Source organism: Natrialba magadii ATCC 43099 (assembly GCF_000025625.1).
GTDB lineage: Archaea > Halobacteriota > Halobacteria > Halobacteriales > Natrialbaceae > Natrialba > Natrialba magadii.
The window spans coordinates 683139-706252 of record NC_013922.1 but is presented as its reverse complement, the minus strand read 5'-3'; the positions used below and the strand labels follow the sequence as shown (position 1 = coordinate 706252).

Annotated in this window: 19 protein-coding genes; 6 read left to right on the top strand and 13 right to left on the bottom strand. The window is 61.7% G+C overall.

Translation table 11 applies throughout. From position 1 onward, the window contains the following. Window positions 1–44 precede the first annotated feature (44 nt). Window positions 45–617, bottom strand: coding sequence for an HAD family hydrolase (locus tag NMAG_RS03325; RefSeq protein ID WP_004216462.1), 573 nt, complete (start codon window positions 615–617; stop codon window positions 45–47). 63 nt (window positions 618–680) lie between these two features. Beyond that, the gene (locus NMAG_RS03320) at window positions 681–1973 is read right to left on the bottom strand and encodes an HAD family hydrolase (protein ID WP_004216460.1); all 1293 of its coding nucleotides are present in this window, start codon (window positions 1971–1973) and stop codon (window positions 681–683) included. A gap of 164 nt (window positions 1974–2137) precedes the next feature. On the opposite strand from NMAG_RS03320, the gene gfcR reads away from it, so the two are divergent. Together gfcR and NMAG_RS03310 are read left to right on the top strand one after the other, a co-directional pair. Next, window positions 2138–2815 carry a transcriptional regulator GfcR gene (gene gfcR, locus NMAG_RS03315; RefSeq protein WP_004216458.1) on the top strand — a complete coding sequence of 226 codons (678 nt, stop codon included), beginning with the start codon at window positions 2138–2140 and terminating at the stop codon, window positions 2813–2815. A gap of 439 nt (window positions 2816–3254) precedes the next feature. Further along, window positions 3255–3620, top strand: a complete 366-nt coding sequence (locus NMAG_RS03310; RefSeq protein WP_004216456.1) for a hypothetical protein — start codon at window positions 3255–3257, stop codon at window positions 3618–3620. 53 nt (window positions 3621–3673) lie between these two features. Here NMAG_RS03310 and NMAG_RS03305 read toward each other — a convergent pair whose 3' ends face one another. The 4 genes from NMAG_RS03305 to NMAG_RS03290 form a co-directional block, all read right to left on the bottom strand. After that, window positions 3674–4756, bottom strand: coding sequence for a glutamate--cysteine ligase (locus NMAG_RS03305; RefSeq protein ID WP_004216454.1), 1083 nt, complete (start codon window positions 4754–4756; stop codon window positions 3674–3676). Window positions 4757–4927: 171 nt separating this feature from the next. Beyond that, on the bottom strand, window positions 4928–5386 hold the full coding sequence (locus NMAG_RS03300) for a hypothetical protein (protein WP_237076811.1): 459 nt from the start codon (window positions 5384–5386) through the stop codon (window positions 4928–4930). Window positions 5387–5660: 274 nt separating this feature from the next. Further along, on the bottom strand, window positions 5661–6140 hold the full coding sequence (locus NMAG_RS03295) for a hypothetical protein (RefSeq protein ID WP_004216451.1): 480 nt from the start codon (window positions 6138–6140) through the stop codon (window positions 5661–5663). Window positions 6141–6149: 9 nt separating this feature from the next. Beyond that, on the bottom strand, window positions 6150–6944 hold the full coding sequence (locus tag NMAG_RS03290; RefSeq protein WP_004216450.1) for an Lrp/AsnC family transcriptional regulator: 795 nt from the start codon (window positions 6942–6944) through the stop codon (window positions 6150–6152). A 480-nt stretch (window positions 6945–7424) separates the two neighbouring features. Here NMAG_RS03290 and trkA point away from each other — a divergent pair, with 480 nt between their 5' ends. Both trkA and NMAG_RS03280 read left to right on the top strand, forming a co-directional pair. Continuing rightward, a complete protein-coding gene (gene trkA / locus NMAG_RS03285; protein WP_004216449.1) occupies window positions 7425–8759 on the top strand; it encodes a Trk system potassium transporter TrkA in 1335 nt (444 codons plus the stop codon). Further along, the gene (locus tag NMAG_RS03280; protein WP_004216448.1) at window positions 8759–10276 is read left to right on the top strand and encodes a TrkH family potassium uptake protein; all 1518 of its coding nucleotides are present in this window, start codon (window positions 8759–8761) and stop codon (window positions 10274–10276) included. Before trkA ends, NMAG_RS03280 begins: the two co-directional genes overlap by 1 nt. 9 nt (window positions 10277–10285) lie before the next feature. Here the strand turns inward: NMAG_RS03280 and NMAG_RS03275 are convergent, their stop codons facing one another. After that, window positions 10286–11533, bottom strand: coding sequence for an outer membrane protein assembly factor BamB family protein (locus tag NMAG_RS03275; RefSeq protein WP_004216447.1), 1248 nt, complete (start codon window positions 11531–11533; stop codon window positions 10286–10288). Window positions 11534–11778: 245 nt separating this feature from the next. Next, complete coding sequence (locus tag NMAG_RS21925; RefSeq protein ID WP_013440500.1) at window positions 11779–11916, bottom strand: hypothetical protein; 138 nt, start codon at window positions 11914–11916, stop codon at window positions 11779–11781. A gap of 53 nt (window positions 11917–11969) precedes the next feature. Here NMAG_RS21925 and NMAG_RS03270 point away from each other — a divergent pair, with 53 nt between their 5' ends. Beyond that, complete coding sequence (locus NMAG_RS03270) at window positions 11970–13247, top strand: IS200/IS605 family transposon protein TnpB (protein ID WP_004216445.1); 1278 nt, start codon at window positions 11970–11972, stop codon at window positions 13245–13247. Window positions 13248–13344: 97 nt separating this feature from the next. Here the strand turns inward: NMAG_RS03270 and NMAG_RS03265 are convergent, their stop codons facing one another. The 5 genes from NMAG_RS03265 to NMAG_RS03245 form a co-directional block, all read right to left on the bottom strand. After that, a complete protein-coding gene (locus NMAG_RS03265; RefSeq protein WP_012996397.1) occupies window positions 13345–13998 on the bottom strand; it encodes a fibrillarin-like rRNA/tRNA 2'-O-methyltransferase in 654 nt (217 codons plus the stop codon). Further along, window positions 13991–14956, bottom strand: a complete 966-nt coding sequence (locus NMAG_RS03260; protein ID WP_004216443.1) for an NOP5/NOP56 family protein — start codon at window positions 14954–14956, stop codon at window positions 13991–13993. The genes NMAG_RS03265 and NMAG_RS03260 overlap by 8 nt, the downstream gene beginning before the upstream one ends. 127 nt (window positions 14957–15083) lie before the next feature. Beyond that, a complete protein-coding gene (locus tag NMAG_RS03255) occupies window positions 15084–17546 on the bottom strand; it encodes an amino acid permease (protein ID WP_004216442.1) in 2463 nt (820 codons plus the stop codon). 298 nt (window positions 17547–17844) lie between these two features. Then, window positions 17845–20262 carry an efflux RND transporter permease subunit gene (locus tag NMAG_RS03250; protein WP_004216441.1) on the bottom strand — a complete coding sequence of 806 codons (2418 nt, stop codon included), beginning with the start codon at window positions 20260–20262 and terminating at the stop codon, window positions 17845–17847. 4 nt (window positions 20263–20266) lie between these two features. After that, window positions 20267–22180 (bottom strand): COG1361 S-layer family protein, encoded by a 1914-nt coding sequence (locus NMAG_RS03245; RefSeq protein ID WP_004216440.1) that lies wholly within the window; start codon window positions 22178–22180, stop codon window positions 20267–20269. An 83-nt stretch (window positions 22181–22263) separates the two neighbouring features. Between NMAG_RS03245 and NMAG_RS03240 the strand changes: the two genes are divergently transcribed. After that, a complete protein-coding gene (locus NMAG_RS03240; RefSeq protein WP_004216439.1) occupies window positions 22264–23079 on the top strand; it encodes a TrmB family transcriptional regulator in 816 nt (271 codons plus the stop codon). The last annotated feature ends 35 nt before the right edge of the window (window positions 23080–23114 follow it).

The window sequence follows — 23114 nt, the reverse complement described above, 5'->3', positions numbered from 1 at the left end:
GGCCACGACACCGGGCTGCGGGCTGTTGCAGATTTCAGTCAGACTCAGACACCCGACGGGCCGTCGCCCACGTACTCGAACTCGACGCCGGCTCGCCTGGCCGTCTGCTCGTCCCGCGCCGAATCGCCGACAAAGACTGCATCTGACGGTTCGACACCGAGTTCGTCGACCGCAACGAGCAACGGCTCCGGATCCGGCTTCTGCGTCTCGACTGTGTCACGGCCAACGATCACGTCCACCGCCGACACGAGCCCGTGGGACTCGAGTGCCCGTCGGCAGGCAGCCTCGCAGTTGAGCGAGCAGACGCCGACAGGCGTGGTCGCCATACCGTTTGCAAGTTCGTCCGCGTGCGCGAGTCGGGGTGAGGTCGGTGCGCCGGCACGCTCGTGGGCTGCGATGGCTTCTTCGACGGCATCCGCGAGACCAGCGTTGGCTGCCCACTCGAGCATGGCCCAGAGGTCGTCACTCGGCGGTTCGACGTTGGAGTCGGCATAGAGTGCTTTGACGTCTGCAGCGACGGCGTTCCAGTCGACGTCGAGATCGACGAGCGTGCCATCCAGATCGTAGACGATCGCGTCGTACTCGGTCACAGTTCTGTGAAGGAGTGGCGGGCGCATAGGAACTTCGGTCAGGCCAGCGATCGCTTACGTGAGTAATGGGAGTGGCGGCTGATCGCAGCGCTACTCGAGTCGGGCTAGCTGATTGAGTGCGGACACAGTTCGCAACACGTCGACGCTGCGACCGCGGTCGAAGACGAGTTCGTCCGTACCGAGGACGTGCTCTAAGGTGTCCCGTGAGGCGTGTTCTGGGGCGGCGGCGATACCGGACTCGTTCTCGTCAGCCCAGCGCATGACTCGCAGATCGCTCTTGGAGTCGCCCATAACGAGCGCGAACGGATCTGTGATGTCGAGTACGTCGAGTGCGCGTTCGACGCCGACGACTTTGTTGAGTTCGAGGCTACCGATTTCGGCGGCGTCGGCCTCGTAGTAGGCGACGTCGATTCGATCGAGTACGGCTGCGAGGTCGCCGGGAACGGCAGCTGGATCGAGGTCTGGGTACGCGCCTTCGCTCTCCAGAACGGCTCGAATCTCGGAATCCTGATCGGCGTAGAAGGTATGCGTCCAGTCGGTGATTGACTCGCCCTCGAGTTCGATGGTGCCGTTTTCGGCCTCGACTGTCTGGTCTCCGCCGTCGAACGCGAGTATCGAACCCACCGACTCTGCGAGTAACTCGAGTACGTAGACCAGTGCTTTGTCGATGATCTCGCGGGCCTGGGTAGAGCCGGTTTCGTAGTTCGGCTTCATCGTCACGTTGAATTCGTTGCCCTGCAGGTGACAGCCCCGCCGCAGATCCGCGGGTGCGTCGGGCAGGACGCGCGAGCGCACGTCGTCGAACACGTCCCGAATTTCGTCGTCCAGATCCTCGTAGAGCAGTTGTTTCGTGTCAGCGCCATGGCCCGGCGTGAAGACGCCCGTGCCCGCCTCGTAGACGATCGAGAGGTCGCCCGAGTGGACGATTTCGCTGCCCAGCCCCTGGATCGCAAAGCCCTTGACGTTCTCTAAGGTCTGGCCCGTACAGATGACGATCGGGATCCCGGCTTCGTGAAACTCCGTCAGCACGTGCAGCGTCTCGCGGGGGATCTCATTGTCCGTGCCGCCGGCCGAGCGCAGCGTCTCGTCGACGTCGAGGACGAGTACGTTCACCGCGCGGCCGTACTTGGCCTCCAGATCGAGCGCCGTAAACGCCTGATCGCGAGTCGTGTGTGCTGCAATCTCTGCAAACGTCTCGCCCGCTGCGAAGTCACTGCGGATCTCGTTCTTGCGCGACTCGAGTTCGTCGTTTGCATCCTGCCAGTGCTCGAGTGCGACTCGCGAGTCGACGGCAGGAAAGATGTCGACGAACTCCTGGTACTCCCGTAACGTGGTGGTGTCGTACTCGTCGTAGAGGCGGTAGACGAGGTCGTATCGTTCCATGTGATAACCTGGCAGTGGCAGTGGGATAACCGTTTTCCGTCGGCTGCGGCGATCTGTTTCCAGTTCGCCACAGCATCGGCTGACGGACTCTCTCGTTGCTCGCGGTCACGGCCCATTTTCGAAAGGACGACACGTCTATAAAAACCGCGTCCGAAGGGCAGTATATGAAAAACGTCGACGATCTCATCGAGAGCGCTGCCGAGCTGGCTGCGCGCGGGCTTTCGAAGGGCGAAATCGCAGACGAACTGAACGTCTCCCGCGAAACTGCAAGCTGGCTCGTCGAGCGCAGTGATGCGACGACGCAGTCGGAGTCAGACGACGGCGCAGTTGACACTGCATCGACGACGGATACCGCCACGGAGAACGGAAGCCGTCCACAGGACATTCACGTCGACTGGTCCGCGATCGGTCGCGACAGCAAGCGGCTGAGCCACGTCGCTGCTGCGATGGCCGACCTGCTCGCCAAACACGGCGAGGACGTCGACCTGACGATCGGAATCGAGAAGGCCGGCGGCCCGGTCGCCACGCTCGTTGCGCGGGAACTCGAGACGGATCTCGGCACGTACACGCCTTCGAAACATCAGTGGGAAGAAGGTGATATCGAGAACCTCGGTGGGACGTTTTCCCGGAACTTCGCCGGAATCCGCAACCGCGAGTGCTACATCGTCGACGACACCATTACGAGCGGGACGACGATGCGCGAGACGATCGAAGCGATTCGCGCGGAAGGTGGCGAGCCGCTTGCCTGTGTCGTGCTCGCGGATAAGCAGGGGATCGAGGAAATCGAAGGTGTGCCGGTGTACTCACTCTTGCAGGTTATCAGCGTCGGCACAGACGAGTAACGCCGCCCGTCGGCACACCAGTCTCAACAGACGGTGGTCCAGACTGTCAGTCTGTACAGACCGGTTACGTTCTGTGACGGTTTCCGTTTCTGATCGAACGAACGGCCCCTGTGGCCCGTTTTGATCGGGAAAGCGTTCCATACGCGCTCAGCCGCAGCAGTTATTCGCACTCCAGTCATCTATGTTACTAAAGCGTTCTGACGTTTGATTGTGCCCCGTTCGTAAACGATTGTTAGCTGATGGCCTGAATTCGCCGTGCTCGGTCATGCCATCTGAGTATGTGTACCCTCATAGATACATCTTCATGCTGTGTGATACCACGCATTTATACCAACCTCGTACGGGTCGGATGTAACTATTGTTTGTCCGCTCTGCCTGCGAGATAGGTGCCGCATTCTCTTGGTGGTCGGCGTTCCGGTATGCAACCGAGGATCTGACAATGGACGACCGACTCACACGCCGACGACTGATCGCAATCAGTGGTGCCGTGAGCGCCGCTGCGCTCGCGGGATGTAACGATGATCCAGAGGATCCTGATGATCCGGCTGATCCGGACGACGATCCAGTTGATGACGATGAGATGGACGATGACGATATGGACGACGAGGATGACGAGATGGACGATGACGAGATGGATGATGAGGACGACGACATAGATGATGACGAAGATGACGACATGGATGACGAAGACGACGACATGGATGATGAAGATGACGACGTAGATGACGACGAAGACGACGATGACGACGATGACGACGATATGGATGACGACGACGATGACGACGACGACAACGACGACGCCTAACTACCATCCGTAACGTTCACTTCTTCGGCACCGGCAGCGACACCACCCGGCCGTTATTCCGTACCAAGCAATAGTGATCCACACAGTTCGTCCGGCCCACCGGACGCGAGTAGCCGGCGCTGTCTTTCTGCACCGCTTTCGCGCTCGTAGACCTGTCTGATGCCGTCGATACCGAGTCGGTTGCACTCGCGGTCGACGACCTCGCCGAGATCGACGGTGCCCTCGAGGTCGCGGTCGATGAACGAGGCGTCGTGGCCGTAGCGTAGCGCGCGCCACTTGTTCTCGTCGAGCAGTTCGCGCCGATGACGGGAGTTCGGGGTGCCGTCTTCGTACTCCTCGGCAAGCGCCTCGACGAGCGCGTGGGCGTACTCGACGAACGCCATCACGAGATCAGGATCAGCCTGGCCGTCCGGTGTTCGGAGTTCGACGGTGCCGTGTGCGGTGTGCGGGCGCACGTCGTACCAGAGTTCACCCCGGTCGTTGATCGAGTCGGTGGCGAGCATTCGGCGCTCGAAGCGGTCGAAGTCCTCGTAATCCTCGAAATAGGTTGGCATACCGGTGTTCGGCAGGCCCTCGAACAGTTTCGCGCGCGCGGACTGCAGGCCGGTGTCGAACCCGTTCCAGTACGGCGAGTTCGCCGAGAGCGCGAGCATGATCGGAACGTACCAGCGTAGTTCGTTGGCGATCCAGACGGCCTTATCGGCGTCGTCGACACCCACGTGGACGTGGACGCCGGCGGTAGTGTTGCGATGCTGTGGATACTGGATGCGATCGAGTTGCGCGCGATAGCGTGGCTTTTCGGCGTGCTCGAGTTCACGCCAGCGCGCGAGGGGGTGGAGGCCTGCGGCGGCGATCTGGAAGCCGTGGTGCTCGGCGTGGTCGACGAGTGCACGGCGGATCTCGAGGAGCACCTCACGAGCGTTGCTGGGATCCTCGATGAGCGGTGTCTGTGTCTCGATAACGAACTTGAACAGTTCGTGGTCGAGTCGGTCGGCGAGGATTTCGGGAGGGTCGTGTTCGTAGACGAGTTCGTCGGTGCCGCTCGTGGGTCGACCGTGCTCGTCGACGACGAAACACTCCTCTTCGATCCCCAGCGTGCCCATGCGCGTAAACGAATCCGGCGACCCGCGTTCCATCGTCTGGACGTTTCGTCTGTGGCAGTAAATACGGTTTGGAGTCGGCAGCGTAGGTGTCACCGGTCGTATAGATTGACTCGCTTGCGCTGCTCCGAGGTGCTGGCCTGTCTCTATCGACGGACATGCCACAGTACACACCCTGTGACGGACAGCATGCCGGGTTAAAGGATGTCAGGTACAATCACCAGCGTGTGAGCGGTCGAATATATCGTGATGATAAACTTCTGCTCCGACAAGAATGCGTTCCGGAGTTGCATCTACCCGTGCGGTATCGGGTTGTGCTTCGTCTCCAATGGTGACTTGAACGAAGTAGCACTCTCCGTCCAATTCACTCTGGTGTGCGTTGTCGTACTCGCCAATTGAATCCGTGCTGCTGAACGTGGCTTCTAACCCGTGCTGTGGAATCCTGAATTCGAACTCGTACTCTGCTGGAATCGCCATCCAGTCCTCGGCGATCTGGACTCCATCAATATCCGCGTATTCGCCGATGTCGTCTCGCTCTGTTACTCGTACCTCTCTGATCGTGTATCGCTCGTCATACACCGCTGTGTCGTTTTTTCGAGCCGCGACTTCAATCTCAATGGGCTCGCCGGTCTTGTTTGCAATCTCCACGAGCGCTGGTGATGCCATCGGTTCGCCACTGTCGTCTGTGAGACAGCCTGCGAGCAGTGTTCCAGTTGTCGTTCCTATCGAACTGAGAACGTGTCGACGGTTCATGATTTCTTTTGCGTTCATATTTCAACACCAGATGGCTATATAAATTCAATACCATTCATGTATATGATGAGTGGTGTCGATATTACTCAGTCACTCGGACAGATATTCCAATTCCCGAGGTTTACGGACGCTGTTACGTCCCGTCGTCAGTGCGCCTGTCGGAGTCATACACTACCGACGTGACTTCCTACTGACGTTCCGCATCACTGGTTCGGTCAGTCTCGGCAGTACTCGAGTCGTCTGATGTTGACGTTGACGTTGACACTGACTCACGCTCCTCGACTCCCTCGGCCGCTGTGGACACCTCACCGTCAGTGTGGTCCGTTGGTTCGCTTTCGTCGGTGTCCGTGTCAGTAGTACTGGTGGTTTCAGCGTCGTTGTCGTGGTTCACGTCAGCGTCTTCGCTCTCGTCAGTAGTGTCTGCGTGTTCGGTGGTACTCTCGTCATCATTCCCATCGTCATCGTCGTCGCCGATGTCGTCGTCCGCCTCGAACTCGTAGGTCGCGATCTCGGTCGACCCACAGACCGGACACGTTTCCGGATACTCCTCGAACTTCGACCCACAGTGTCGACACTCGTGGAGGACCACTCCATCCGCATCAGCCGGCGATCTGTCGTCCGCTCGTTCTCGTTGCAAGAACGAGGGGAGGAGTTTGTCGAGTGACATTATAGTGTGTTAGTTCGGTCGTGTCGGCGAGTGTGCAGTACCATCTGGCCCGCGGAACGCCGTTAGTGCCGGTTCGTTCGTCCCGTCGGGCGAAAAGACAGTCACCACGTCGTGTGGCCTGATTTCGCTATCGCCGTGGGGAGTGATCACCGCGTCGTCGCGTTCGATTGCGACGACGAGTGTCTCGTCTGCCAGGACATCGTCCTCGGCCGCCGACTCGAGTGTGCGGCCGGCGATCGGGGCGTCTTCGTGGACGGAGATTTCGACGACTTCCGCGCCGCCGGTCAGACTGATGTAGTCTGCGAGCGGTTCCCGGCGGCGGCCGTCCGCGGGTCCATAGGGAGTGTAGGGGAAGTCGTGCTCAGTCTGCATGAGGAACTCGTCTTCGATTGCAACGTCTAGTTGTTCGAGTTCACGCCCAATGCGACGGAGATCGGCGGTGTCGGTGCCGACGGCGAGGACGTGGAGGTTCATATGCCCGCCCATGAGTTCGCGGACGTTGATCACGCCCGGAATCGTCCCGATTCGGCGTGCGACGCCCTCGACTTCGCCGAAGGATGCGTGACAGAGAAAGAGATTCATCAGCGAGCCGTCGGCGTGTTCGAAGTCGACGGTCGCGTGGTAGCCGTCGATGATACCGTGTTCTTCGAGTTGGGCGATCCGGTTGCGGATCGTTGCACCGGAGACGCTGACTTCCTCTGCGATGGCGGGTGCCGACGTGTTTCGCGCGTCGGACATCAGGGCGTAGATAATTCGCCGATCGATTTCGTCGAGACGATAGCTCCCCCCGGTACCGTTACCCATAGGGAGGGGTATGTGATACCTGACTATATACCTACGGGACTTCCCGTTCCGGAACCGTTGCGGTTCGACATTTTCGATTCAAAATATTCGGTTCGGCTCGTCAAGGAACGAGAGACGATCGAGATGAATGCGCTGTTGTTGCCGATGTGTCTCGATTCCGCCAGTCTACTGGAGTGAAAAGAGGCCCCATTCTGAGTATTGCACCCAGATTTCTTCTCCATCGTAAGTAGATGCCGAACCTATTTTGGAATCGAAAATGTGATCGGTGCGCTTATGAGTGGGTCGCGATTACGTAGCGTCAACGACCATCGGCCAACTATATGTCGCCCATCTATAACAATGGACGAAATCGTCCTCGAACGGCAACAAAAGGCAAGCACGGGTGCACAGGTGTTGCACCAACGATTCAAACGGTGATCAATCGATGGGTACACTAGCATCGATGAGAGTCGATGTTAGCATGGTAGAGGAGAGTGTGGGATGCGCGTAATCGTCGTGGGTGCTGGCGAGGTCGGCCGATCGATCGCCGCTAATCTGGAGTCCTCACACGATGTCGTCGTGGTCGACCGCGACGGCGAGACGGTCGAGGAACTTACGTACGCACTCGACGTGCTCGCGATTCAGGGGGATGGAACCAGACTCGAAACACTTCGTCAGGCCGGCCTCGACGACGCCGGGCTCGTGATCGCCTGCACCGACGACGACGAGTCGAACGTCGTCATCTGTGGGGCTGCGAAGGCGAACGGGGAGACGTTCACGATCGCCCGGGTGAGACGACGGACCCTTCTCGAGACGTGGACCGGTTCTGAAGGGGCCTTCGGCGTGGACTTCATGGTCTGTACGGACCTGTTGACTGCCCAGACGATCTTCCGAATTTCGGGCTTACCGGCCGCGCAAGATGTCAAGATGTTCGCTGGCGGGCTCGTCCGGATGGCCGAGTTCGAGATCGGTCCGAACAGTCCGGTCGCCGGCCAGACGGTACAGGAGGCAGACCAGTATGATTCGCTGACGTTCGCGGCGCTTTTCCGGGAGGATCGGATGATCGTCGCGACTGGTGACACGCGTATCCGCGCCGACGACCGCATCGTCGTCATCGGCAGCCCGGACTCCGTGACTGGGTTCGCCGACGACATCGTCTGTACACACGATACCGACGCTGACGAGGTCGTCATCGTCGGTGCGAGCGAGGTCGGCTTCCAGACGGCACGCGAGTTCGAAGAACACGGGTTCAACCCGCGGCTAATCGAGCAGGACCACGACCGCGCTCGCGAGTGCGCCGAAGCCCTGCCGAACACGATGGTGATGGAAAACGACGCCACAGATGCCGAGTTCCTCGCGCGCGAGCACGTCGACGAGGCAGACATCGTCGTTGCGGCGCTCGACGGCGACGAGAAGAACCTGCTCGTGTCCCTGCTCGCGCGCCGACTCGGCGTCGACCGGACCGTCGCGGTGATCGAGAATCTCGAGTACGCCGAACTCTTCGAGACGGTCGGCATCGACGTCGCGATCAATCCCCGCGAGGTAACCGCCGAGGAGATCATCCGGTTTACCCGGAACGACCACACCGAGAAGATTGCGATGGTCGAACACGACCGGGCAGAGGTCATCGAAATCGAGGTCGGGCCGGACAGCGTGCTGACGGGGCGTGAAATTGCCACTGCGACGAACGACTTGCCAGACGGTGTCGTGATCGGTGCGATTTCACGAGGCGGCCGTCTCGTCACACCGCGCGGGACGACGGTCGTTCGACCCGGCGATCATGTTGTTGCATTCGTCGACTCCGAGGTTCTGGACGAGGTCTCGCGGGTGATTTAATGCGTCGCCTCCACGTCGACCTGCGCGCCGGGTTGGCGCTGGTGGGGACGCTACTTGCATTGCTTTCGATTGCGTTCGTCGTGCCAATCGTCACCGCCCTGTTGTATGGCGGGGAGGATCTATGGGTATTCGTCGTCTCGATGGTGGCTACCGCCGGATTCGGCCTCCTTCTGCGTCGACTCGATCCGAACCCGACACCCGGTGCGCGGGAAGCGTTCTTCGTCGTGGCGTTCACCTGGCTGTTCGCGTCGATCTTTGGCGCGTTACCGTACATCCTCGCGGGGACTGGGGCAATTGCCCACCCGATCAACGCGCTCTTCGAGAGCATGAGCGGCTTCACGACGACCGGTGCGACGGTAATGGAGACGATCTCCGTCGAGGAGCACTCCCACGCGATCATGCTGTGGCGACAGCTTACACAGTGGCTCGGCGGGATGGGAATCATCGTCCTCGCCGTCGCAATTCTCTCACAGCTGGCCGTCGGTGGCGCACAGTTGATGGAAGCTGAGACGCCAGGCCCCGGCGTCTCGAAGCTCACGCCACACATCGCCGAGACGGCTCGCGTGCTCTGGCTCGCGTACATCGGCTTTACGCTGCTGTATATCGCACTGCTGTACGGTCTCCACCTCACGGGCTACGCGCCGGAGATGGACGCGTACAACGCCATCGCACACGGCTTTACGACGCTGCCGACTGGTGGGTTCTCTCCCGAAGCCGACAGCATGGCTGCCTTCTCGCCGGCCGTGCAGTGGCTCGTGATCCCGTTCATGTTCATCGCGGGCGTCAACTTCGTCCTCTGGTGGCACATGCTCGCAGGTGACCACACGGCACTCATCAACGATACCGAGTTCCGATTCTATCTCGGCGTTGTCACCGGGATGACGCTGCTGCTGACTGCCGTGCTCGCAGTCACAGCCAGTGACGTCGGCCCTGATCCGGGACTAGAGTCCAGCCTGCGCCACGCGGCGTTCCAGATCGTGTCGTTGACGAACTCGACTGGGTACGCGAGCGTCGATTTTGACGCGTGGAGCGGCCCGGCACAGGCGCTCTTGCTGTTCGTGATGTTCCTGGGCGGCAGTACGGGATCGACGGGTGGCGGGATCAAGATGCTCCGCTGGCTGGTGATTCTCAAGTCACTTCGTCGAGAGGTGTTTACGTCGATTCACCCGGAAGCGGTGCGACCGGTTCGCATGAACGGCAAGGTGCTCAACGAGGAGGCGATTCGTGGAATATACGCGTTTACGCTGCTGTACGTCGCGATATTTTTGGTCGGCATCGTGCTCCTCGCGGTCGATACCGCACGCGTCGGCTACGATATCGGAACGATCGACCTCGTTAGCGCGTCCATTGCGACGCTCGGAAATATCGGTCCCGGGTTCGGTGTTGTGGGGCCGATGGCGGGCTACGGCGACTTCCCCGAGACATCGAAGCTGCTCATGATTCTCTACATGTGGATCGGCCGACTAGAACTGTTCCCGGTGCTCGTGTTATTGACGCGGGCGTACTGGCGGTCGTGAACCAGGAATTCAACTACTGTCCGTCTCGGCGAGTGCGTACACTGACCCATCGCCGCTACCGACGTAGACGACGCCGTCGACGACAGCCGGACTGGCGGCGACCCAGCTCTCAGTCTGGAACTGCCAGTTGGTCTCGCCCGTCTCCGCCGACAGCGAGCGTACGGCACCGTTTTCGTTGCCGACGTAGAGTGCGTCGCCGACGACGACCGGACTGCTCCGGACTCCCTGGAAACCGCTCTCGGCCCAGAAGTACGTCTCGGGGCTCGCGGTCTCATCATCGTCGTCCGGCGCCGGTCCCGCGGTCGACGAGAGGGCGTGGACGTAGTTGTCGAAGCTCGCGGCGTAGACCGCGTGCTCCGTAACGGCCGGACTCGCCGTCACCGAGCCGCCAGTCTGGAACGTCCAGCGGATGTCGCCCGAGTCAGCTTCGACTGCGTACAGCAGATCGTCGTTGCTCCCGACGTAGACGACGCCGTCTGCGACGGTCGGTCTGCTCTGGATTCGGTCGTCCGTTTCGACGCGCCAGCGCGCACGCTCACCCTCAGTGTCGATGTCAATCGCGTAGAGGAAATTGTCGGTACTTCCGAAATACACCGTCCCGTCCGCGACCGCGGGCGCACGCATGACGGAGTCTTCAGCCTCGAACGCCCACAGCAGTTCGCCGTCGTCGGCGTCGAGCGCGTAGAGGTAGCCATCGTTGCTGCCGGCGTAGACGACACCGTCCGCGACGGTCGGACTCGCGGCGACGCCCTCGTCGGTCTCAAACGTCCACGTCGGGTCCGGCTGCGTTCCGTCCTCGTCTGCCGGCAACGCATACACCGTTCCGTCCATACTGCCGACGTACACTGTCCCGTCGACCACCGCCGGACTGCTCGTGATCGACTCGCCAGTCGCGAACGACCAGCGCTCGTCGCCGTCGTCTGCCCCGATGGCGTACAGCGAGCCGTCCATGCTGCCGACGTACACTGTTCCGTCGACGACCGCCGGACTGCTGTAGACGCTATCGTCCGTCGGGAACTTCCACAGCGTCTCCACTTCGGCTGTCGGGCCGACGCCCGGCGCGTGACCGGTGTTCGCCGCGTCGTACTGGAACGACTCCCAGGAAACGTCTGCATCCGGATCGGCCGACGGAACCGACGGCGTCACGTCGTCGGTACTCACCTGTTCAGCATCGCCGGAGAGACAGCCCGCCAGCCCGAGCATGCCCCCCGTCGCTGCACTCGCCAGAAACGCTCGTCGGTCGCACAGTCCGTTCATTCGTCTCTTGGTGAGTGTCGAACAGCACTATATATGGGTTTTCTGTAACACGAACGAAACTGCTGGTGTCGCCGGCAGTTCCAGTACCGCGACTATCACTGTCACTGTCACTGCTACCGCCACCAGCCCCTGCCAGTGGCATCACCACCCTCCGCACCCAACAGCTACCTGACTCAAGGAGAGAGTCCCCGCCCTTTAGGGCGGGCGTGAATCCGACACTCCACGTCACAATCCACGCTCGACGATTACTCCGGGGTATCCTCCCGGACTTTCTTTTCGCCCTCAAGGAGCAATCCCTTCCACGTCAACCCGCGGTGCTTCTTCAGTTCTTTCAACCGCTCGTACTGTTCATCGTCATCGAACTCGATGCGGACTTCGACCATACAGCAACACATAAACCACATATTTATGTGTGTTCCGATACAAACAGTAGTCGATGAAGCGAGCCAACACGTTCGAGGTGATTCCGCAGTCCGACGAGGACGAGGAGTTGCTTCGACGCCTGTTGGACGCTTCTGCCGCTCTCTGGAACGAAATCAACTATGAGCGCCGCGAGAACTATGCTGACCCAGACGGAGACGTGTGGGATATTAGCGAGTATCGCGGTCGCTATGGCGGTGTTCTCGGCGCGTCCACGGTTCAGCAAATCGAACGCAAGAACCGCGAAGCGTGGAAGTCGTTCTTCAGCCTCAAGAAGAAGGGCGAAGCCAACGGAAAACCCGGATTCTGGGGTAACGTAGACGAAGGTCGAGAACTCCGCACGTACATCCGAAACACGTCGTACTCCGTCGAGTGGGGCGAATACTCCCGCCTCGAAATTCTCGTCGGTCAAGACCTGAAAAACGAATACGGGTTGGGACACCGCGAACGTCTCCGCCTTGAAGTTCGAGGCGACCCCAATTGGAAGGAGTACGAGAACCAGGGTCGGTTGGAGTTGTTCTACGACGAGCAAGCACAGACATTCAGGGCCTTTCAGCCAGTCACCGTCGATGATTCTCGACTGGCACAACCACTGGCTTCGGAAGAAGCCGCTCTGGATATTGGTGCGAACAACCTCGTCGCCTGCACAACCACAACCGGCCAGCAATATCTGTACGAAGGACGCGACCTGTTCAAACGATTCCGCGAGACGACGCGAGAAATCGCCCGCCTCCAATCACTCTTGGAGGACGGTCGATACAGCAGTCACCGAATCCGACGCCTGTACGACCGGCGCACCAAGCGACGTGACCACGCTCAAGACGCACTCGCGCGTGACCTCATCGAACATCTGTACGACGAGGGTGTTTCGACAGTGTACGTCGGGGCGCTGACGGACGTGCTTGAGACGCACTGGTCGGTAGAGACGAACGCCAAGACGCACAACTTCTGGGCGTTTAGAGCGTTCGTGAATCGACTGGCGTGTACCGCTGAGGAATACGGTATCTCGGTGGAAGTGCGGTCTGAGGCGTGGACGAGTCAGGAGTGTCCGAACTGCGGTTCGACAGAGGACACGACACGTCACAGAGACACTCTGATGTGTCCGTGTGGCTTCGAGGGGCACGCCGACCTCGTGGCGTCAGAGACGTTCCTTCGGCGGCAGACAACAGTAACACGGTCGATGGCACGGCCTGTATGCCTCAAGTGGGACAACCATGAATGGTTGGAGTCATCACGCTCTCCCCGTCCCAACGAGGAGCATACGAACCCGCAAGTTGCCTCCGTGGGTCGGTAGTCGATACCCCCCAGCGCGAGGAAACCCCGCCGTCGTCGGGCCTCGCCCGACTGCCTGCGGGATCTTCGATCCCGCTCTGTTCACGGCAGGGAGGATGTCATAGCGGCCGCGCCACGATCCCCAGATGATCCGCGTGATACCGCTCTAAGGACTTCGTCTCGAGTACCTCGTACTCAGCTTCCAGTTCCTCGCGCACGTCGTCGAACACCGCCGCCGGATCACGTGTTACGTCCTCGCTCCGGGCCTTGACCGCGAGCAGCAGTCGGCCGTCGTCCGCGAGGAACCGACGGTTCTCGAGTGCAACTCGCGCCTGCCCGCGCGTGGCAACGTCCTGGACGATGACGTCAATGTCCGATTCGACGACGTGGGCGTAGGTGTCTGGCTTGCGGGCATCCGCGAGCAGCGGGAACAGCCGCGGACGCGAGGCCGCCGCCTCGAGGAGGTCTCGGGCCGGTCGGGCCGCGAACTCGACGGCGTACGTTGGGCCGGCGAAATCCGCGACGTGGCTCACCGTGGTTCCACTCGCCGCGCCGAGGTAGAGGACGGTGTCGCCGCCAGCCAGATTCGTCTCCATCTCGAGTTCGAGCATCGCGCCGAGTTTCGAGCGGCTGGGATCCCAGGCGCGCCACTCGCCGTCGGTGGGTTCGCCGTAGACGGGCTCGCCGCGGGTGGCGAGGCGGCAGTCACCGTCGCCATCGCCGTCGCCGCCGAACGCGTGGCGCTCGACGCCGTCGGGGAGGGCGTTACGCATCGGTCTCGCCTCCATTTTCGGCGTCGGTGCCGGCATCATCATTGTCATCGCCATTGTCGTCGCCTTCCGTCGTCCGCGCCTGAATCGTCTCAATGCGCTCCGCGAGTTCTGCCTCCAGTTCCGGCTTGCGCTCACCTGAATAGTGATCGACCCGCGCGGCGATCGCGAGTTTTCCTGCAACGGCTCGAGCCGCAGAGCCGCGCTCGTCCGGATGCGTCCCGCGAACCGCATCGTGCATGTAGATGATCCCGTGCTTGGGCGAACTCGCGTGCCCGCGCAGGTGGGCGAACAGCGCGTCCTCCGCACCCAACACCTGAATCGTCCCGCTTGGCTTCTTCGCGAGGGACTCGAGTTCACCTGCCAGCGAGAGCAGTCGAGCACCGAGCACCGGCCCGGCGAGGGCGGCGAGATTCGGTGCGACAGTTGGTGTCTGGCGCTCGACGAACTCCCGGAGGTCGTCGGCTTCGTCCGCGAGGTCAACGACGCGCTCGGCCAGGGAGGCGATCGGTTCGTGACCGGACTCGAGTGCGTGCTCGCCAGCTGTGATTTTGCGGGCGAACGAGATGCCGGTGCCGGCATCGGGGTCGACGGTGCCGGCCCACTCGGCGAGGCGTTCGGCGAGTTCGTTGGCGGTGCGCTCGCAGTCGTCCATGGCGCGGACGGCGTGGACGAGCTGGCGGTCGTCGGCGGCTTCGCGCTCGGTGACGGTGGCGCGGGTGGCTGCCATCGTCGCCGTATGCAACAGGTCGTAGTACTCGTTCTCGTCGTCGACAATACCGATTTCGACGGCCAGTGCTGGCCAGTTGTCGGGTGTGGCGGCGGTTCCGTCGCGGATCGCGGTGACGGCGGTGGAGTTGCGGGCATCGGTGTCGACGGTGTCGAGCGAGTCGAGGTCCTCGAGGTCGTCGGCATCGACGGCCGCGAACCAGGCCGACTCCGCGGCGGCGCTGTCAGTCATACTGCTATCGTAGTGACCGGGCTCGTATATGCGTTCCCGAACGGTACAGGAAACGGTGGAGAAGAACGGGTGGTATGGCAGAGCAGGAGTTGAGGCAGAACGGGTGGTATGGCAGCGCGGGTGTGACTTAGGTGTCGCTCTCGAGTTTGCTTTCGCTGCTGGTGCCGGTTCCGGTTCCGGTGTCGGTGTCGGTGCCGGTGCCGGTGTCAGTGTTGGTGTCGCCGTCAGTACGCTCGTGTTCCCGGCCAAACAGCCGATCACGAAGCGACCGCGAGGTCGGTCGTTCGGCGAGCAGAACCGAACAGTCGACTTCGTTGACCACGTCGTAGGCCAGTGAGCCACGGAACAGCCGCGAGAGCAGGCCACGCTCGGTTGCGCCGATAACGACCAGCGAGTGGTCACGGGCTGCCGTCGCAATTGCGGATTCGACGTCGCCGGAGGTATCGATACGGATCGCCGCATCCTCGAGCCCCTGTTCGGTTGCCCACTCGCGAAGGAAGGCCTCGCCATCCTGCTGGCTCGTCCCCTCATCGACGACGTGCAGGAGGGTAACCTCCGCGCCGACTTGCTCGCGGAAGTCCCGTGCGACTTCGGCGCTCAGCTCGGAGGTGGGGCCACCAGCCGTCGGCACCAGCACGCGCTCGGCATCGAAGCCGCGGTCGTTGAGCACGAGGAAGTCACACGGCAGCTCGTGCGTGAGTTCGTCCAGTGGCCGTTCGGCACGACCCGCAGACCACGGTCGGTCTGGACCCCAGCCCATAACGACCGTATCGGCGTTCTCGCGCTGGGCGACGTTGAACACCTCGTCGAACGACCGGTGGGAGACGACCGTCCGAACCTCGACGGGGACGTCGAGCGTCTCCGTACTCTGCTCGACGTTCGACATCAGTTTCTGGGACTCTGCGTCGATGCGTCGCATGTGTTCGGAGCCCTCCTCGAGTGGCGTCTGATCTGGCACCTCGACGATGTGGACGGCCTGGACGCGGCCGTCGTTTGCCTTCGCTAGCACGCTCGCGAGCGAGAGCAGTTCGGACTCAGTTCGTGGATTCGAGACAGGGACGACGACGGTGTGTTCGTCCTCGTCCGTGGGTTTGACGGCACTCGCTGCGGTCACGGCCGCGTCCGGCATCTCGGCGGAGCGGTCCAGGATGTACGTCCCGAGTAGTCCCTCGAGATTAGTCTCCGTTCGCGCGTACGCGAAGTACCATACGATTGCGAAGACGACGAACGCGCCGGCGATCAGGGTCGCCGTTCGGTCCATGTAGTAGATCAACCCGAGCGAGAGGACGAAACCGGAAATCGGCAGGTACGGGTAGAACGGCACCTCGAAGTCGGGATCGTACTCCGGCGGGTTCGTCTCGCGGAAGACGATCAACGAGGCGTTGATCAGTGCGTAGACAACGAGGTGGAGCACACTGGCTGCACTCGAGAGGATCTCGACTGTCTCACCGAGGCCAATGATGAAGATGATGATCAGGCCACCGGTGATGGCGATCGAGCGGTACGGCGTCGCGAATCGGGGGTGAATCTCGTTGAGCGAGTCGGTGACGATCTTGTCACGGCCCATCGCGAAGTTGATACGCGCGGACGCGAGGATCGACGCGTTCGCACTCGAGGCGGTCGCGAGCAGTGCCGCGAGCGTAATCGAGGTCACACCGATACCGAGGATCGGGATTTCGAAGCCGGCGACCGGCAACTGGTAGTCGAAGACGATTTCGGCGGCGTAGGACATCGGCGCGTCCTCGACTGTATCGAGGAAGAACTCCTCGTGTGGGATCAGTCCCATCAGGAGGCCGACGAGGATGGCGTAGATGACCATCACGATACCGACGCTGCCGATGATTGCAATCGGAAGATTCCGGCCTGGGTTCTTGAGTTCCTCGCCGATAGTCGCGATTTTCGCGTAGCCGAGGTAGGAGACGAACACGAGCGCCGCGCCGGGGAGCATCGCGCCGACGCCCTCGGGCGCGTAGCTGCCGTCGGCGGTGACGGTGCCCCAGTCGAACGAGAAGAAGCCGACGATGGCGAAAACCGTGAGGAGACCGAGGAGGAGCGTCACGATAATGGTCTGAATGCCGCCCGTCTCCTTCGCGCCGATGTAGTTGACGCCGACGAATACGACACCGGCGATGACCGCTCCGATCTGAATTTCAGTGAGAACGAGCGGGCCGATGGCAATCGTCGGGAGAAGTGCGAGTTCACCAACACCGGGAATCGGGACGACGACACCATCGAGTAAGTCGGCAAGATACCCACCGAAACCGATGCTGTAGAACGCGCTTGCAAAGGCGAGTCCGATCCAGTCGCCCATCCCCGAAATAGAGCCGAACAGCGGGCCGAGCGCTCGGTTGATGTAGTAGTACGCTCCGCCAGCTTTCGGCATCGCCGTTCCCAGTTCACTCACGGAGAAGGCGTTGATCATCGCGATCATACCGCCGATGATAAACGAGACCACGACGAGCGGGCCGGCCTCCTGTGCGGCGATACCCGGAAGGACGAAGATTCCAGCCCCGATCATGGTCCCGATACCGATCGCGAGTGCCGAGACCAGCCCGAGGTCTTTCGCGAGTTCCTCGTCGCTGCCGGTCATCGAACTGCCCTCCGCGGTCGACGATAATCAAAAGTCGAGAGTGAGTGTGGTTGTATTGGTTGTGTCATTGTTGTTGTCTCGTGGCGTGAGTGTCCGCGAGCTATCCCTCTCCAATACTGTATCCGGACGCGATGCGAATCCGGCGCGGTATCGAGAGTTGCGTCTGGTTGGATACGTTTCCCCACAGTCCAAACATACTCGACCGAAGTGGGACTTTCCTCTTAACTGGTTCGTTTGTCCCTCAAGAACGTGTAGGGGGGTGTACTCTCTCAGCTGGGCGGTCGAACACACCTGTTCACTACGACCCACACACCCGTTCCCAGACCAACAGCGTCGGTGGCAGGACGATAATTGCCATCAGGTACGAGTAGATGACGCTGATTACCATCACCAGCCCGAACTGCCCAATGATCGGCGTAATCGCCAGGATGAGCGAGCCTGCCCCGCCCAGGGTCGTCAGCATCGAGCCCGTTAGCGCGCCACCGGTCCCCTGCATCGTCGTCACCAGCGCCGTGTAGCCGTCGCCACACTCGTTGAATTCGTCGATGAATCGGTGGGTGACGTGGACCGAATAGGCGACGCCGATCCCAATCGTGATCGACAGCGCCGTCCCGGTCAGTGCGTTCAGCGGCAGATCGAACAGCGGCATCGTCCCGCCGAGCACCGCGACGGTAACCACGATCGGCACGAGGTTCGCGATTCCAAGCGAGGCCCGCCCCTCCAGTACGTGGTAGATCACCATCAGGAACACTGCCGTCAATACGAGCGCCAGTGCAAGACTGAGCATCGACGACTCGAAGATCAGGTCCGAAATCTCGTGGAAGACGACGATATCCCCCGTTGGCGTCGTCTCGAGTCGGAAGTCCGAAGCCAACTCCTCGGCGTCACCCGTCACCTCCTCCTGGGTCGCACCCGCCTCAACCGTGTAGATCACGCGCATGCTGCGCTGGTCCTCGGTGATGTACTCGAGTGCCGCCTCGCGCGAGTCGGACTGGAGCAACTGATCGAGGACGTGGCCGACGTTGCGGTCGGGGACGCCGGTGTTGCTCATGTCGTTGGCTGCGAGGAGGTGGGCGAACTCCTCGTCCTGGTCGGCGTGGTCGTGCATGACGTCGATGATACTCTCGCTGTCGGCAACCGAGTCCTCGGTAACGATGGTCGAGGGCGGATCCTCGCCGGCGCGATAGACGGATTCCAGGACGTGATCCTCGTATATCGGCCCCTCGACGTAGACGGTGACCTGGTCGTCCTCGCCGCTCTCGAAGTTGTCGTCGAGGTAGGTGATGGTCTCGGTTGCAGTGTACTCCGAAGGGGCGAGCGGCTCGGGCGCAGCCTCGATGTAGCCGGGGATTTCCTCCGGCGGGAGGAAGTCTTCCTCCTCGAACGTCGTGTCGACGGTGGTCGCGTACGCGCCCGCGCCACCAGTCACGAGCAGTGCAATGAGCAACATCGCGATCGGTGCGCGTTTGCCGAGGTGTGCGCCAGCGGGGAGGTAGCGCCCGAGTGCAGAGTCTTCGGAGCCAAGCGGTGACGTGCTGAACGAGGGGAGGTCGTGTCGTCGGCGCAGGCGATCGAGCCAGACCTTCACCGCGGGCAGGAAGATGCCGAAGATCAGGAACGTGAAGATAATCCCGACGCTGGCCACGAAGCCGAATTCGCGGATCGGACCGAGATCGCTCGTCACGTTCGCGCCGAAGCCGATGACGGTCGTCCCCGTGACGATGAAGAACGCAACGAGTAGTTGCTCTGCGGCGTCTTCCATGCTGTTCTTGATACTCGAACCCGTAATCCGTTCCTCGCGGTAGCGATTGACCGCGTGGATGCCGAAATCGATTCCGACCGCGAGCAACAGCGGCGGAATCGCGATCATCATCATGGTGAACGGAATCCCGGCGTAGCCGGTGAAGCCGAACGTCCAGATAACGGCCATCACGAGCGCGACCAGACCCAACACGAGGTCGAACGGATCCCGATAGGCGACGATCAGAAAGATCAGAATGAGGACGATCACGACCGGGATGATAATGCCCAGCGAGTCCTCGATCACGTTCTCGAACTCCGCGTCGAAGATACCGCCACCGAAGACGACGATCTCACCGTCCGCTGAGTCAGCCACGTCCTGCAGTTCGAACTGGACGTCCTGGGTGTTGGTGTCGCTCTCGTGGGTTGCCGTCGCCACTGTGGCCGACGCCGAAGGGTCTTGCGGGCTGAAGTCCTCGCTCAGCGAGGCCGCAAACGACGGTTCGTCGGCGAGGTCGCGAACCGTCTCGCGAACGGTCCCATCATCCGTCCGTTCGAGCGCCCGAATCTGCTCGTCGAGCGTCGATGCCGTCGGATCGATCGACTGGGCGACTGCCTGAGCGGTACTCGCCGTCTCGGTGACGCGGAACTCATCCTGTTGTTCGACATGCTGTTGGAACTCGAGTAACCGGAGCAACGCGTCCCGGGTGAGCACGTTCTCGCCGCGCTGGATGAGTTGCGTTGTCGGCGCGTCGGACTCGAACGGCGGTTCGAACTCCTTGTCAACCGCGTCGCTGGCTTCCTGTGCCGGGACACCGTCGGCGAACGTGTCGATGTCCTCGTCCATCTCGATCTGACCGAGACCGCCGACAAACAGCGCTGTGAGGAGCAGGAAGGCGACGATTACCGCCTTCGGCCGGTCGGTTATCCAGTAGGTGAGTGCCCCGAGGGTGCGCTGGAGGAGTCCGTCGCCCATCGTCTCAGTGGTCGGTCTCGGCGGGGTCTGGTTCGGCCTCCTTCTGGGCGGCCGTTCGGTCGTCGAGCACGTCAGTATCGTCCGGCGTCGAGCCCGTGCCGTCGCTCACGGATCCACGTTCGCTTCCGTCGTCGGGCTCGCTGAACCGCGTCTCGACGGCCGAGTCGTCGCCGCTCTCCGCTTCGGAACCCCGAAGGCGTGCGAGCGGGTTCGGAATCGTGATCGCAGCGAGTCGACCGAGCACGGGAACGCCCTCGACGGCGGTTGCGAGCCGATCACGGAACCACCAGACCGCAGCCCCGACGCCGCCAACGACGCCGAGGATGGCCAGCAGTGCCTGGGTCGAGAGTCCGTCGTCTTTGGGTTCGACGACGTCGATCGGCACCCGGTAGGTGTCCGTCAGCTGTGAGTTCGACCGCGCGTCGTCGTACCGGAAGTCGAGCCGAAGCGGATACGTCTGCGCCATCGCGCTGTCCTCGACCGAGACGTCGAAGACGACCGTCGCAGACTCGCCGGACTCGAGTGCCGGGATGAACGCCTCGTCGTCGCTGCTGTCGAGTGGATCGTTCGTGAACAGTTTCGCCTCGATGTCGGTCACCGTTTCGTCGAGTTGGTTCGTCACCGTAAGTTCGACGTCGCCGCCGCTATCGCGTTCGAACGTCGCGTTCAGCGCTTCGAGCGCGAACTCGTCGCGCTCGGGGGCAACGTCGACCGTCGCGTCGAGCGGTTCGGTCGTCGTACGGACCTCGTCTGCGGCGTTACGATAGCGTACGTCGGTTTCGATCACGCGCGGGCCGGGTTCGGCCTCACTACCGACGCCGATACGGAACTCGAACGGCGCGGACTCGCCGGGTTCGAGTTGGCCAACCGCGTACTGTCCCTCGCGCGGATAGACGTTCGAGCCACTCCCGAGGCTGTCATCGAGGTCCGGAACGATGTCGTTGCCACCGCTGTCGTCGACGACGATGACCGCACCGTCGACGGGGTTTGGACCCTTGTTGGTGAGTTCGCCCTTCACCGTGCCGTCCTCGCCGACCGCGAGGTCGCTGGAAACGTTCTCGAGGGCGAACGACTGTTGATCCTTCGTCGGCGCGCCGACGCGGAGTTCGCGCGAGGTCTGGTCGACACCCTCCTCGTCGCGGAACTCGACGGCGGCGGTAACCGGATACGTGCGTGCGACGGCGTCATCCGCGAGTTCCATGTTCGCGGTCGCCGTCACGGTCTCGTTGATTTCCCAGTCGCCGATGTACTCTTCTGTCCCGGTGGAGAGCTCTGACTCCTCGGTCGTCGGCGTGACCGTCTGGAGGTTCTGGTCGGCCGCGCCGAACTGAACCACCGCATCGCTCGCGTTCTCGACGCCAGTGTTGGTCAACTCGAGTTGGACCGTCCCGCGGTCGCCGACGATGAGTTCCGACTTGATGAGGTCGGCATCGAATCGTGCGCGGTCGTCGACAACGATTTCGACGGTTTCGGTATCAGTACTGGTGCGCTCCGAACCGCCGGAAGTCGTGTAGGTGTAGTCGATTTCGACCTCGAGTTCGTAGCTACCGGCCGACGCGTTTTCGTCGACGACGATGTCGAACGATTCGGAGAGCAGCATCTGGCTCGACATGGTCGGCATCGGCGTCGTCTCCGTCTGTACGGAGACCGGTATATCGTCGTCCGCCGTGCTGACGTCGACGGTGACGTCACGAGCGTCGCCAGGTGGCGTGTCTCCGACCTCAGTGTCGTCCTCGGCGGACGCGCCGTTCCGGATCTCGAGTTCGATTGCAGTCTCCTCACCCGGTTCGACGATATTTTCGGGGAGATACACGTCGAAGTCGGGATTTTCGGACGCCGCGACGATCAGCGGCGAGCCAGCCACGAGTCCGATCGAAAGCAAAACCAGAAGCAGGCCGACGAGGTACGTCCGTCTCATTACCTGACCGTTTCGTCAGCTCACCTATCAACCTTTCTATTGCAAACCACAAGCTTGTTGTTTCTAAACGTAATGATACGAGTATGGACGACGATCATATCGAACTGCTCGGCGAACTCGGCCTCTCGGGCTACGAAGCGCGGGCGTATCTCACACTCGCGCGCCACGGCTCGCTCACCGCCGATGAGGTCGCGAGCGAGTCTGACATCCCACAGGGTCGAATCTACGACGTGCTGAACTCACTCGTCGATCGCTCGCTCGTCCGCGCCGACGACGGACGACCGCGAACCTACGTCCACGTCGAATCGAGTGAAGCCGTCGACCGACTGCTCGAAACCCGCGTCGCCGAACTCGAGGACAAACAATCGTCGTACGAGCGCACTGCCTCCGCAGCAGCCGACGCACTCGCTGACCTCTCACACTCGAGTGACAGCGCCGGCGAGGGGTTCGCAACGAGCGCGCTCCACGACCAGGCTGCCCAGGACCTGCTGCTCGAGCGCTTTGCCGCCGCGGACGACTCGATCCGGATCGTCGTCGACGCGGTCGACATCGGCCCCGAGTGGCGTGACGTCTTCTCGGCGCGGCTCGCCGACCTCCTCGAGACCGGGCTCTCCGTTCGACTGCTCGCGAGTGACCTCTCGAGTGCGACCGACAAACTCGGCGCGCTCGTCGACGCCGGGCTGGCGGTTCGTCAGGTCGAACGCGTTCCCCAGCAACGGTTCATCGTCATCGACGGGGTCGAAGTCTGCCTGGAGGTTGTCAACCCCGTTGCGGACGAGGAGCTACTCGCGGTGGTCAACTTCCGGGACAATGAGACGGCACGCGAGTTGGCAGAGAGCTTCGACGAACTCTGGTCGGCTGCCGAACCGGTGCCGGCAATCGACGGTATCGACGAGTAATAGGTTGCAGTTGAGTTGTGGTCGCAGTTACAGTT